Origin of the sequence: Pararobbsia alpina, from assembly GCF_902859895.1 — a bacterium.
GTDB lineage: Bacteria > Pseudomonadota > Gammaproteobacteria > Burkholderiales > Burkholderiaceae > Pararobbsia > Pararobbsia alpina.
Genome location: NZ_CADIKM010000015.1, coordinates 75,120 through 87,258 on the forward strand (window position 1 = coordinate 75,120; position 12,139 = coordinate 87,258).

Annotated in this window: 11 protein-coding genes; 2 read left to right on the top strand and 9 right to left on the bottom strand. The window is 63.1% G+C overall.

Annotation, left to right across the window (positions count from 1 at the left end):
- Positions 1–74: 74 nt before the first annotated feature.
- Complete coding sequence (locus tag HV670_RS16375) at positions 75–1,610, top strand: sensor domain-containing diguanylate cyclase (RefSeq protein ID WP_175105851.1); 1,536 nt, start codon at positions 75–77, stop codon at positions 1,608–1,610.
- Between the two features lie 101 nt (positions 1,611–1,711).
- Here HV670_RS16375 and HV670_RS16380 read toward each other — a convergent pair whose 3' ends face one another.
- The 9 genes from HV670_RS16380 to HV670_RS16420 all read right to left on the bottom strand — a co-directional run bounded on the left by HV670_RS16380 (position 1,712) and on the right by HV670_RS16420 (position 10,776).
- Positions 1,712–1,897 carry a hypothetical protein gene (locus tag HV670_RS16380; RefSeq protein ID WP_175105852.1) on the bottom strand — a complete coding sequence of 62 codons (186 nt, stop codon included), beginning with the start codon at positions 1,895–1,897 and terminating at the stop codon, positions 1,712–1,714.
- A 69-nt stretch (positions 1,898–1,966) separates the two neighbouring features.
- Positions 1,967–2,302 carry a hypothetical protein gene (locus tag HV670_RS16385; RefSeq protein ID WP_175105785.1) on the bottom strand — a complete coding sequence of 112 codons (336 nt, stop codon included), beginning with the start codon at positions 2,300–2,302 and terminating at the stop codon, positions 1,967–1,969.
- A 78-nt stretch (positions 2,303–2,380) separates the two neighbouring features.
- Positions 2,381–5,248, bottom strand: a complete 2,868-nt coding sequence (ligD, locus tag HV670_RS16390; RefSeq protein ID WP_175105853.1) for a DNA ligase D — start codon at positions 5,246–5,248, stop codon at positions 2,381–2,383.
- Between the two features lie 42 nt (positions 5,249–5,290).
- Entirely contained in the window at positions 5,291–6,172 is an 882-nt protein-coding gene (gene ku / locus HV670_RS16395; RefSeq protein ID WP_175105854.1) for a non-homologous end joining protein Ku, read from the bottom strand.
- A gap of 265 nt (positions 6,173–6,437) precedes the next feature.
- Positions 6,438–7,229: an SDR family NAD(P)-dependent oxidoreductase gene (locus HV670_RS16400; protein WP_175105855.1), complete on the bottom strand. Its 792-nt coding sequence runs from the start codon at positions 7,227–7,229 to the stop codon at positions 6,438–6,440.
- A 57-nt stretch (positions 7,230–7,286) separates the two neighbouring features.
- Positions 7,287–7,805 carry a hypothetical protein gene (locus HV670_RS16405; RefSeq protein ID WP_175105856.1) on the bottom strand — a complete coding sequence of 173 codons (519 nt, stop codon included), beginning with the start codon at positions 7,803–7,805 and terminating at the stop codon, positions 7,287–7,289.
- 117 nt (positions 7,806–7,922) lie between these two features.
- Positions 7,923–9,491, bottom strand: a complete 1,569-nt coding sequence (locus HV670_RS16410; RefSeq protein WP_175105899.1) for an FAD-binding oxidoreductase — start codon at positions 9,489–9,491, stop codon at positions 7,923–7,925.
- Between the two features lie 306 nt (positions 9,492–9,797).
- Positions 9,798–10,607 (bottom strand): helix-turn-helix domain-containing protein, encoded by an 810-nt coding sequence (locus HV670_RS16415; RefSeq protein ID WP_175105857.1) that lies wholly within the window; start codon positions 10,605–10,607, stop codon positions 9,798–9,800.
- A 22-nt stretch (positions 10,608–10,629) separates the two neighbouring features.
- Positions 10,630–10,776 (bottom strand): hypothetical protein, encoded by a 147-nt coding sequence (locus HV670_RS16420; RefSeq protein ID WP_175105858.1) that lies wholly within the window; start codon positions 10,774–10,776, stop codon positions 10,630–10,632.
- A 116-nt stretch (positions 10,777–10,892) separates the two neighbouring features.
- On the opposite strand from HV670_RS16420, the gene HV670_RS16425 reads away from it, so the two are divergent.
- A complete protein-coding gene (locus HV670_RS16425) occupies positions 10,893–12,137 on the top strand; it encodes an ABC transporter substrate-binding protein (protein WP_175105859.1) in 1,245 nt (414 codons plus the stop codon).
- Positions 12,138–12,139 lie beyond the last annotated feature (2 nt).

The window sequence follows — 12,139 nt, forward strand, 5'->3', positions numbered from 1 at the left end:
GCTAGGCATTCGATGCGGGCCCGTGCGCCCCCTACAATAGCGTCCGTCGTCACTTTCCACCTTTTCGCATCGGTATGTTTGGCCGTTTTCCCCAGCTCGACGGTATTCAGGAGCGCCGCGCGGCGTCGGCCGCGCGGCGCTTTTTTCGCCTTGCACGTTTTCACCGCTTTGTCACGCTGATTGGCTCGGGCGTCGCGCTCATCATGCTGAGCCTATGCATGATGGCGCTTTACGAAGGCCGGCAGGAGGCGTTGCAGGGTGCGCGGAAGACCTCGCAAAACCTCTTGCTCATCCTCCAGAAGGACATCTCACGCAACGTCGAGTTGTATGATCTATCGCTGCAGGCGGCGCTCGAAGGCTCGCAGCGCAGCGATGTCATGGCCTTGCCGTCCTCGCTGCAGCGAGCGGTCCTGTTCGACCGCTCGGTGCAGGCCCGATACGTGGGGGCCTTGCTGGTGCTCGACGCCCAGGGCAAGGTGTTGATCGATTCGGCAAACCCGGTGCCTCGCAAAGGCAATTTCTCGGACCGTGAGTACTTCACCATCCATCGCGAGAATCCGAACGTCGGCCTCTATCTGAGCGGCCCGTTTCGCTCGCGCCTGACTCATGATCATTGGATCGTGGTGCTTTCCCGTCGCGTGTCCCTGCCCAACGGCGCATTCGGCGGAGTCGCGCTCGTCGCCATCGGCATCGACTATTTCCATGATTTGCTCGCGGGGCTCGACGTGGGGGCGCACGGTGTGTTGCTGCTGGTTTGTGAAGACGGCTCGGTCATCAGCCGCCAGCCCGACCACTCGAACGTCGTAGGGCGCAGCATGATTGGCTCGGTGAACTTCAAGCGCTTCCAGAGCGCGGCATCCGGCACATTCACCGGGCAGGACCCTACTGAGGGCGTGCGGCGTCTGTACAGCTATGCCCGGATCCCCGGTGTGCCGGTGATCGCGGTCGTCGCACCGGCCGAAGACGATATCCTTGAGAACTGGCGGCGGCGCTCGATCATCATCGGCGGCCTCATGGTGGTCTTCAGCGCGGTGTTTGTCTGCGTGTCCTCGTTGCTTGCGCATGAGTTGCGCGAGCGCGCACGCAACCAGCAAAAACTGATCGAGCAGGCCACGCAAGACAGACTCACCGGCGTGTCGAATCGGCATGCGCTCGATGCGACACTCGCGCGCGAATGGCGCCGTGCAAAACGCGACGGGCGCACGCTCGGCATCCTGTTCATCGATGTCGACGCCTTCAAGTCCTATAACGATCACTATGGTCATGCGGCCGGCGACAAGGCCCTCGCGGTCGTCGCGCAGTCGATCACCGACTGCCTGCGCCGCCCGTCGGACAGCATCGGGCGATATGGCGGCGAGGAATTTGTCGTGGCCCTGCCCGATACGCATGCGCACGGCGCCCTGGAGGTCGCCGAACTGATCCGCGACGGCGTCGTGCGACGGGGCCTCGCTCACGCCTATCATTCGCATGGTTCGGTGACCGTGAGCATCGGTGTCGCTTTGTCGGATGCGCCCGATGTACAAAGCCTGGCCGAACTGATTGCCAAGGCGGACAGGGCGCTTTACCGCGCGAAGGCGGAAGGGCGCAATGCGGTACGCGCCGCCGCATAAGAAAGCCGGCCGCATCGACAGGATCGATGGGCGGCCGGCAAGTGCAGAAGGCCAGGGAGAGCTGGGAAACATCGCAGCAATGCCCCCGGCGGGCAAGCGCCCTAGTGAGAACGCTTTTGCTTAGTGGATTTTTTAGTGGCCTCCTTGTTCGGGGCAGGCTGCTTGATTTTCGTCACACCGCCGATGGACGGCGGATCGCTGGCTGGAAAGGTATCCTCGATAGCCTTGTCGACGTTCTTTTCAGCCTTGCTACTGCTCGGGTGTTGCTCAGTGTGCCGAGTACGCATGGTGGCCTCCTAAAAGTAAGCATTCGGGGCGATGCGCCCTGTCCTTCGACCAGCAATCCGCGGGCCCGGCTAGGGTTTGCGTGTCGCTTTCTGTTCTGGCGTTCCTTTGCGCTGCGTTCCCTTTTGCGCGGGCGTGGCGGTGTTCACATTCGCGTCGTTCTGTGTTTGCTGCTGGTACGCATCGCCGCCGCGGCGATCGGTATCGGTCAGGCCGCGCGCAAGGTCCTGGTGAGCCTGTCGGCCCACGCGCCGGGTGCCCTGTTCGTGCTGCGACTCGGCATCCTGGTCCGTCTCGTGTGGCAAGGGCGCGACGTCCTCATGATCGCGGCGGCCACGCGGCGCGGCATGCTTGCCCGCGGGATCCTTCGGGAGGGCGTTGGCGGGTTTCTGTTGAGCGACTTTCATGGCGAGTCTCCTGGTTTCGGTGGAGTCCGGCGCTGCTGCGTCCGTCGCAAGCAGGGTGGGGGTGCCTGCAGCGTGCTGCTAGCGTCCCTTGTCGAGGTCGAGGCGCTTTTTCATCGCGGCAGTCAGGCGTTGCCGCGACTTTGGATAGGCGGCCCAAGGGTCGGCCTCGAGGCTATCGAGGCGTTCGTGGACGTTGGTAATGTTCCATTGGTCGCCTGCTGTCGTCTGAGGGAGTTCGTCCCAGGCGATTGGCACCGATACGCCCAGCCCCGGCCGCGCGCGCGCGGAGAAGGCCGCAACCGTCGTTGAACCGCGGTTATTGCGCAGATAGTCGATGAAGATCTTCTTCCTGCGGTTCTGTGCCCCCATCTTTGCCGAAAAATGATCCGGAAGCGTCGCGGCCATATGCTGGGCGACACCCTGTGTGAACGCCTTGACCTCATCCCAACCGGCCTGTTTCGCAAGCGGTACCACCACATGCAGCCCTTTGCCGCCGCTTGTCTTGCAGAATGCGCTCAGGCCGAGTTCTTCGAGCAGCGTACGCGTCAGCTGCGCGGCTTCGATCATGCGGTCCCAGCCGAGCACGGGGTCGGGGTCGAGGTCGAAGACCATCCGGTCGGGCTTCTCGATTGCCGACGCCAGGGCATTCCATGTATGCATTTCGACGGTGCCCATCTGGGCCGCGCCGACCACCGCCTTGACCGTGTCGAGCGTCATCAGCGCCGAATGGCCGGGATCGAGTCCCGGATGTTGCGTGACGCCGGGAATGGCGAGGCGCTGGCTATGCTTCTGGAAGAACAGCTCCCCACCGATGTCGTCGGGCGCACGGACTAGCGCGAGCGGGCGGTCCTTGAGCTCGATCAGCATCCGCTGCGCGACTGATTCGTAGTAGCGCGCGAGGTCGATCTTGCGTGCCTGACTCTGCTTGTCGATGACCCGGTCGGGATGGGTGATCCTCACGCCCGCGATCGTGTTGTCGCTCGTGTTTGAACGGGACTTTATGGCGGATTTGGGCGCGGACTCCGTTGTGGATGTCAGCGTGGACCGCGTCACGGGCGCTTTCTCGGTCGACTTCGACACGGTCTTCGACGGGGCGGATGCCGATGGCGTTTTCGCGCGAGCCGGGGCAGCTTCATGTGCGGATGAGTTTTGCACGGTCGCTCCTTTGACGGGTGCTTCCCTGACAATCTGTTTCGCGGGCTTGTCGTTGCGCAGGCTCACGAAAGACGCCTGACGGACGATGCGTTCATCGGTCCACTCGGCAAAATTGCATTCGGCCACAAGCTTGGGCTCGACCCAGTGAACCGGGGTGCGACTGCGCTCGGAGGGGGCCTTTGCAAAAGGCATCGTGTCGCTCACATGGCGCTCGAGCTGCTGGTGGACTGCGCGCAGGGTGCTTGCAGTGAAGCCGCTGCCTACGCGGCCCGCATACTGAAGCTTGCCATGCGAATCGTGAACGCCCAGCAGCAGCGCGCCGAATTGTGTGCGGCTGCCCGACGGTTCGGTATAGCCGCCGATCACGAACTCCTGCCGGCGCCGGCATTTGAGCTTGATCCATGAAGACGAGCGGCGCGATGCATAGCCGCTGTCGAGCCGTTTGCCGATGATGCCTTCGAGCGACATCGCACAGGCGCTCCTGAGCAATTCGTCGGCGCTGAAAGGGAAGTCTTCGGAGAAGCGCAGGTGCAGGGGTTCGGTGTCCTCGAGCAGGGCGCGCAGGATCGCGCGGCGTTGCACGAGCGGCACGTCGCGCAGGTCATAGCCGTTCAGGAAGGGGACATCGAACAGGTAGATCACGATGTCCTGCGGTCGCGCAATATCGAAGGCGTTCTGCAGCGCCTGGAAATCGGGCAGGCCGTCATCGTCGAGCACGACTGCCTCTCCGTCGAGCCAGCCACTCTCGATGCCGAGCTCGGTAAAGGCTGTGGCGAGGCGGCCGAATTTTTCGGTCCAGTCGTTGCCGGCACGCGTGAAGATGCGCGCATGCGGCTCGCCTTGACGGGTTTCGATGCGAACGAGAACGCGATAGCCGTCGAACTTGATCTCGTATGACCAGTCGTCGCCCGAGGAGGGCGCTGTGTCGACGAGCGTTGCGAGTTGAGGCTTGAAGGTGGAGGGGAGGGTGGCCTTCACCGCACCCTTGATCGCGGGATGGCTGGCGAGCTCTCGCAGCGATCCGGTGCTGCGTGTCGAGACGATGTCGGGCCGGCTGTTCTTGCCGCGCGTCGAGGGCAGCGTGGCATGGCTGCGGGTCAGCACACGCTCGCTGCGAGCGGAGGCCGTCTCTCTATCCTGGTGAGCGGTTTTGGCGGCCTTTTTAGCGGTCTTCGTTGCAGCGGCTTTTTGACGAGCAGGCTTGGGAGCCGCATCGAGCACGCTGCCCGGGCGCTTTTCGAGCACGTTGAATTCCGCCTCGTTGCGGGCCTCCTCATCGCGCTCCTTGATCAGCAGCCACTGCTCCTTGTCGCCGCTTCCCCTCATATGGCTGCGCACGAGCGTCCAGCCACCGTGCAGTTTCTCGCCGTCGAGCCTGAACTTGAGTTTGCCGGCCTGGTAGGCGGCCAGCGCGTTTTCTTCGGTGGCGAGTCGCCAACTGCCGCGGTCCCATACGATGACCGAACCCGCGCCATAGTTGCCGGGGGGAATTTCGCCCTCGAACGAACCATATTCGATCGGATGATCTTCGACATGAACCGCAAGCCGCTTGACTAATGGATCGAGACTCGGTCCTTTGGGGATCGCCCAAGACTTGAGCGTGCCGTCGAGTTCGAGCCGGAAATCGTAGTGCAGGCGCCGCGCGTGGTGCTCCTGAATCACGAATGACAGGCTCGGTGCGCTCGCCGTGCCGCGAGTGCGCGCGGCACGCTTGCGCGCCGCCTCGCCCGCGGGTTCCGGTGTCTCGTTGAAGCGCCGCTTCTGGTTGTAGGTTTCGAGTTTGCCAGCCATCGTTTCGACATCCTCCTGCGCCTGGGCGGGGTCGTCGTCCGCCTACCCCGCAGCGCGCCGGCGTTTCGGCGTCTTGCGGGCGGGGGCGTCGCGCTCATCGTCATCGGGCGTCCGGCTGCTCTTGCCCTTGCGTTGTCCAAGGCTGCGCTTGAGCAGGTCGGACAGGTCGAGAATATCGGCCGAGCGTGGTTTTTCCTCGGCGGCTTCGGTTTCGTCGATTTCTTCGGTCTTGCCCGCGCGAATCTTCTTGTCGACGAGCGCAAGGATGTCGTCGTGGAAGGTGTCGTGATAGCTCGACGGATCGAAGGTCTCGCTCATGTCGTCGATGAGCTTTTTCGCCATATCGAGTTCACGTGGCGTAATGCCGGCGGCCTTGCTGCCTTCGGCGGGAAGTTTCAGTTCTTCGGTCGAACGGACCTCGTCGGCGCGGCGCAGCGTGTTGAGCACCAGTACGGGACCCGCCGGGATCAAGGCAGCCAGATGCTGCTTGTTGTGCATGACGACATTCGCGATGCCGATCTTGCCGGAGGCCTTCATGGCTTCGCGCAACAGCGCGTAAACTTTTTCGCCCTTGCGATCGGGCACGAGGTAGTAGGGCGTATCGAGAAAGAAGAACGAGACTTCGGGAGCGTCGACGAAAGCGACAATATCCACCGTCTGCGTCGACTCGGGATTCGCCGAGCGGATTTCCGCATCGCTGAGGATGATGTATTTGCCCTTTTCGTACTCGAAGCCACGCACGATGTTCTCGCGTGGGACTTCTTTGCCCGTGCGCTTGTTGATCTGCTTGTAGCCGATCGGATCGATCGTGCGTTTGTCGAGCAGGTTGAAGCCGATACGTTCGCTCTGTGTGGCCGGGTAGAGTTGTACCGGCACGTGTACGAGACCGAAGCTGATCGCGCCTTTCCAGATCATATGTGCCATTGCGCGCCCCACGAAGTTGAACTCGTAGCGATGCAACAAACATGCCACCTGGCTGGCGCGGCGCGGGTTTCTCCACTCCCGCAAGCTCTGCAAATGGATCGCTTGACTCGGGTCACGCGGTGTGTGGCAAGGCGCGAGTTTCCGGCTTGGCTATCTTGCGTGCATTGGAGGCGGAGAAGGGCCGGGATGCGTGCCGGCCCTCTCCTACGCGCAGTCGAGCGCTATGTAAGTCTTGCCTTGTGTGGGAAAAACGGGTCTCCCCGGCTCACACCGTCTTCAACATCCCGCCGTCGACGAAATAGGTCGCGCCGACGCTGTAGCTCGCTCTTTCCGAGCAGAGGAATACGATGAAGTCCGCGATTTCCTGCGGGCTCGCGAATCGTTTGATCGGCGCATGTTCGTGGGCTACGCCTGCCAGATGCGCCTCCCAGTCGCCGCCGGAGGATTGCGTCAATTGCCGGGCGGTCTTGATCCAGTCGGGTGTCAGCACCAGCCCGGGATTGATCGTGTTGACCCGGATGTTGTCGCCGATCACTTCGTTGGCGAGATTCTTCGAGAACATCATCAGCGCGGCCTTGGTCACGTTGTAGATTGGCTCGTAGCCCAGCGGCTGGAGCGCACAGATCGACGCGTTGTGCAGGATCGCACCGCCGCCGCGCCGCTTCATCGCAGGCACGAGGCCGCGCGCGAGACGCACCGCGGCCATCACATGAAGGTCCCAGTAGGATTGCCATTTTTCGTCGGGCGCATCCATGATCGTCTCGTTGCTGCCGGTGCCCGCATTGTTGAACAGGATGTCGGCGCCGCCGAAGGTCTGTTCCGCCGCAGCGACCAGCTGGTCGACGCCGGCGGCCGTCGCGACGTCGCAGGCGACCGGCAAGGCCTGCACGCCGTATTGGGCGGCGATGCGCTGGGCGGCCTGCGTGAGGCGCTCAGCCTGGCGTGCGGCCAACACGAGGTGCACGCCCTCGGCCGCGAAACTCTCCGCGACCGCGAGGCCGATACCGACGCTTGCACCAGTCAGTACCGCGACCTTGCCTGTGAGTTTGAGGTCCATCTCGATCGTCTCCGTGATTGTGATGTTGTTGTGGAAGCGGGTCAGATCTTAGCGCCTCTACGCGGTCATGCGGAGTTCGAAGTGCCAGGCGACCAGGTGCGGGTCGTCGTCGGCACCAATCAGGCGACGGCTCGAGACGCCCATGCCGGCCCCCATTGCGAGCGTGGAGAGCACGAAGAATGCCGCGTGCGGTGTGAGGCCGGTCATCGCGATCCGGTGTTCGAAGACGTCGCCGTTGTGAGGTCCGGGGGCGCCGCTGCCGAGATTTTCAGGCGTGAAGCCGCCGGGGGCTGGTGCTCGAGCATCCTGCTGTAGGAGCGGCAGGATCGAGCGATACCAGAATGTGCCCGCATCGCCTTCGAGTGGTAATGCGAATTCGCCGTTGCGCCGGGCCTGTGCTGCGACGGCACATGCCAGGGCGATCGCAGGATCGAAGATCAAGAGCGCACGCGAGGCGGGTGCCGCGGGGGATTCGCCGATCGCCGGCTCACCTGGACTCAGCGCCTTGCCCCTGTCTTGCACCCCGTCAAACACGTCGCCAGCCGGCCATGTCACCGGCAAGGCAGAGGGCGCCATGGCCGTCCGCCACGCGGACCATGCCGCCTGAGGCAAAGCGATTCCGCCGCCGATCACCGATCCCGTCGCAATCAGAAACTGCCGTCTCCCGATCATTGTCTCAGCCCCTGCCGACCCTCAATCCTTGAACCGCGCGCCCCCGATCCCCTGCTTGCCCGGCGATAGGATGCCCTGCGGATCGAGTGCGCCTTTGATCCTCTCGCTCAGGCGCATCAGTGCATGATCGTTGAAATCGTATTGTGAGGCCGCAAGATCCATAAAGGCGAGGTGAGTCCGGTATTGGCCGTAGCCCGCGGCACCCAATTGTTCGATCAGCGCCTCGATGAGCGCACGCGCGGCCTGGGTCTGCGTCGCGTCGTCCTTGTCGAAGATGGCGGCGAAGATGTGATGCATATGACGCGGCCCCACCGTAAATCCCCCGTAGTAGTCGAAACCGTACTCGGCGGCCCGCGCCCGGACCCGTTGATACTGTGCGAGCGCATCGCGTCCGGTCGGCGGACAGATCGGCGACAGGTCGACGTGCGCGCCGTTGCCGCCGCGCCAGTTGAGCAACTGGAATGCCGCCATGCTCGGAATGCCGACCTGGCTGCCATCGCCGCCGCCCTTCGGCATCGAGCTCGCGTTCATATAGCCATCGGCGTCGAGCCGCGCATCGGGAATCCGCGCGAACGCGCGCTCGATCACGCGAAAGCGGGCTGCCACGAGTTCTTCCGGCCCATACAGGCCGAAGCGCAGATTCCACCGCCCGATACCGAGCGCACTTGCCATTGCATCAATGGCGGCATCCGGCATCGCGCCCGCGCCGTCGTACCACTGTCGCCGCGTCGAGACACCCGCGGCCCAACGGATCGCGTGCTCGACCACGGCCTGACTCTGGATCGTGTCGTCGAGTCGCAGCGGGCGCAGCGTATCGATGATCACGGCAAGATCGCTGTCATGGCGGAATTTGAAATGGCAGAGCCGATACCCCGCGGGCCGCGGCATCAGCCAGATGCCGAGCTTCGTGACGATGCCGAAATTCGACTGCATGAACATGTCGTCGTACGAAGGGCCGAAGCCGGCCTTGAAGACTTGCCATGAATTGCTGTTGCGCATGGCGCCCATGCCGGTGCGCACGATGTCGCCATTGGCGAGCACGACCTCCATGCCGCATTGCATCGCAGCGTGATCGCCATAGGGTGTCGCGCCGAAGCCGCGTTCGAGGGTGTTGCCGACCACGCTGCCCCATCCGGACGCAGGCGGATCGAGCCAGAGCGACGAGTGCCGGGCAAGCAGATACTGGTAGAGATCGAAGTAGCTGACGCCGGGCTCAACCACGGCATAGGCGAGCGTCTCGTCGACCTCGAGAACCCGGTTCATGCGCTTGAGGTCGAGTACGACCGAACCGGCGATGCGAGGCGAAGCCCCGCCATAGGCGAAGTTGCGCCCGGTCGAGACGGTCCACAGCGGAATGCGGTAGCGATTCGCGGTGACGAGCACCGCGCGGATCTCGTCGACGCTCGCCGGCATGAGCGCAGCGGATGCTGAATACTGCCGCGCGTCGCCCGGCGCAAACGGGTCGAGGTAGACGGCGAGGCCGTCGGTCGAGGTGATGACGGCCGCGTCGCCGATAGCGATGCGGAACGCATCGAGTGCCGCGTCGAACGCGGCTTGCGTGACGTGCGGCGGACGCAGCGCGCTACGCATCGATACGGACAAGGCGATCAGTAGCCGCCTGAGCCACCACCCGAGCTACCGCTCGAGCCGGAGCCCGAAGTGCCTGACATGCCACTGCCCTGGCAGCCCGCCAGTGCCGCGCTTATCACTATCATCGCAATCGAAACAACACGAACAATACGGACAGCTTTCATTAGCTTCTCCTCCAGTGGAACGAGCATGCATGCAGCGGCCCATGCCGTGCATGGGTTGGACTGCGTGTACTCGATGAACGTGCCGTGTGTGCGGTTTATTCCACATCAGAAAGCGGGGAGTACTCGTTCATCATACCTCCCGCTACGCCGTATTCACGTGAACCCGTAAGTGAAGACGCCGGAACGCGTTCGGCGTCATCCCTTTGCTTCGTTTGAACAGTCGACGGAAGTGCCCGCTGTCCTCGAACCCCGCGTCATGGGCGACCTGTGCGATCGTGAGCTTTCCCTCGGCCAGCAGGATTGCCGCATGGAGCATGCGCCGCTCGTGGACCGCATCGGTCAGCGTGCGGCCATAGACAGTCCGGAACACCCGCCCGAGATAATCCGCATTGCAGCCCAGTTGCGCGGCGATCGTCGAGGCGCCGATGGCCTCGTGAAAATGCGTGCGGATCCAGCGATCGGCACTGGCCGCGAGCCGTTGGGGCGCACCATCGAGGGTCGCCGTCGCGACGCGCGAACGCGTGAGCTCCCAGAGCATCAGCAGGATCGTCAGGCTATCGGGCAGCGGCTGCACGCCGTAGATCTCCTGGTCGTTCAGCAGGCGCTGAAACAAGCCGGTCAGATGATCGCGCCGTTCGATGCGCGCATACCGGGGCACTTCGAGCAACTCGGCCGATTTCGCACGACGCATCGCGGGCAGGGTGAAATGCACCCAGTAGAACTGCAGATCGAGTGCGTACGGAGACGTGCCCCCATGCAGCCGCCCGGGCCACAGCAGCAATGTCTCGCCTGCACTGACCTCGAATTGCTGACCCTCCTCGTGCAGATTGAGATAGCCCTGGCGCACGTAGATTAGCTCGTAGGACTGAATCACGCGCGAAGGGTGAACCCCCGTGCCGCGCGAGACGAACAAGCCCCCATTGCTGGCCTCGAGACCCAGCGTAGACGTCAAGCGAAGTGTCGAATCGTCCATTTCAAAAAAAGTCGGAATCGGCCTGTTTTGCTGCGGTTTCTTCATCTTGTGAGCGCAGCGGGAGCATGTCAACCTTTGCATACCTTGCGTTGGCAGGAAACAGCCAGAATTTGCTGCGACGCGCAATGGTAGAAATAAGCACGTTCACCGGGAAAGCGCCTCTGTATGCACAGGGGGTTTTCCCGAACGACGAACGACGCACACTCCCAGGCAGCAGGCTGGCGAAGGCCAGCAGGACGCATCGACAACGAGGAGGGGACACTGATGGTTCGCCATAAGCGATGGCTTTCTCTATGGGCAGCGGCAGCGCTTTTGACCGCTTCGCCGGCGCACGCCGACGACGGCATTTCGTTCTGGGCACGCGCGGCGGATTCGGGCTTTATTACGCCGGTCGTCAAGGCGTGGAACGACACGCATCCGACCAAGGTCAATTTGACCGTGATACCGAATGACGATTTCGTGACGAAGTTCGGCACCGCATCGGCGGGCGGCGCAGGCCCCGATGTTCTCGCGATCGACCTGATTTACGTGCCGGCGTTCTCGCAGGCCGGGCAGCTCGCCGACATCACGGAAGACGCGAAGAAACTGCCGTTCAACCAGAGCCTGAGCCCCTCGCATGTGCGGCTCGCGATGTACGAGGGCAAGCAATACGCGCTGCCGTTCAGTGCGGAAAGCTCGATGCTGTTGTACAACAAGACCTTGTTCAAGCGCGCGGGTCTCAACCCTGACCAGCCGCCCAAGACCTGGGCCGAACTCGAGGCGGCCGCGAAGAAGATCACCGCGCTCGGCGGCGGCGTCAAGGGCTTCTACTTCTCGGGCGCCTGCGGCGGCTGCAACATCTTCACATTGACGCCTTATGTCTGGGCCTCGGGCGGCGACGTGCTGTCGGCGGATGGCAAGACAGCGACGCTCGACAATCCCGCACTCAAGGGCACGCTTGCCATGTATCGCCGCATGTGGGAAGCGGGCGACATGCCGTCGAGCGCGAAGACGGACAGCGGCGCGAATTTCATCAACGCCTTCCTGTCGGGCAAGGTCGGTATGGTCGGATCCGGCGCGTTTTCGATCGGCGTGCTGAAGAAGAGCCATCCTGAGATCGACTTCGGTCTTGCCTACCTGCCAGGCCAGAGCGGTGGGTGGTCGAGCTTCGCAGGAGGCGACTCGATCGCGATTCCGGTTCACTCGGCCCATCGCAAGGAAGCCATGGAGTTTATCCAGTGGTGCCTCAGCGAGCAGGTGCAGATCGAACAGTTTGCGAAGAACGGCAGCATCCCGGTGCGCCTGGACCTTGCGACCAACGCCTACAGCAAGCTCGATACGCGCTATGAACTCGCCGCGGACGCGATGAGCAAGGGCAAGACACCGTACAGCGCGAAATTCAACCAGCTCATCAACGATCCGAACGGCCCCTGGGCCGCGATGATCCAGGAAGCCGTGTTCGGCAAAGGTGTGGATGTCGCGATTGCGGCCGCGCAGGTGCGCTTCACGCAGATTCTGAACACGCAATAGGG

Coding starts and splice junctions, on each gene's coding strand:
- HV670_RS16375 (WP_175105851.1), top strand. CDS start 75: ATGTTTGGCCGTTTTCCCCAGCTCGACGGTATTCAGGAGCGCCGCGCG.
- HV670_RS16380 (WP_175105852.1), bottom strand. CDS start 1,897: ATGCGTACTCGGCACACTGAGCAACACCCGAGCAGTAGCAAGGCTGAA.
- HV670_RS16385 (WP_175105785.1), bottom strand. CDS start 2,302: ATGAAAGTCGCTCAACAGAAACCCGCCAACGCCCTCCCGAAGGATCCC.
- ligD (WP_175105853.1), bottom strand. CDS start 5,248: ATGGCTGGCAAACTCGAAACCTACAACCAGAAGCGGCGCTTCAACGAG.
- ku (WP_175105854.1), bottom strand. CDS start 6,172: ATGGCACATATGATCTGGAAAGGCGCGATCAGCTTCGGTCTCGTACAC.
- HV670_RS16400 (WP_175105855.1), bottom strand. CDS start 7,229: ATGGACCTCAAACTCACAGGCAAGGTCGCGGTACTGACTGGTGCAAGC.
- HV670_RS16405 (WP_175105856.1), bottom strand. CDS start 7,805: ATGGCGCCCTCTGCCTTGCCGGTGACATGGCCGGCTGGCGACGTGTTT.
- HV670_RS16410 (WP_175105899.1), bottom strand. CDS start 9,491: ATGCGTAGCGCGCTGCGTCCGCCGCACGTCACGCAAGCCGCGTTCGAC.
- HV670_RS16425 (WP_175105859.1), top strand. CDS start 10,893: ATGGTTCGCCATAAGCGATGGCTTTCTCTATGGGCAGCGGCAGCGCTT.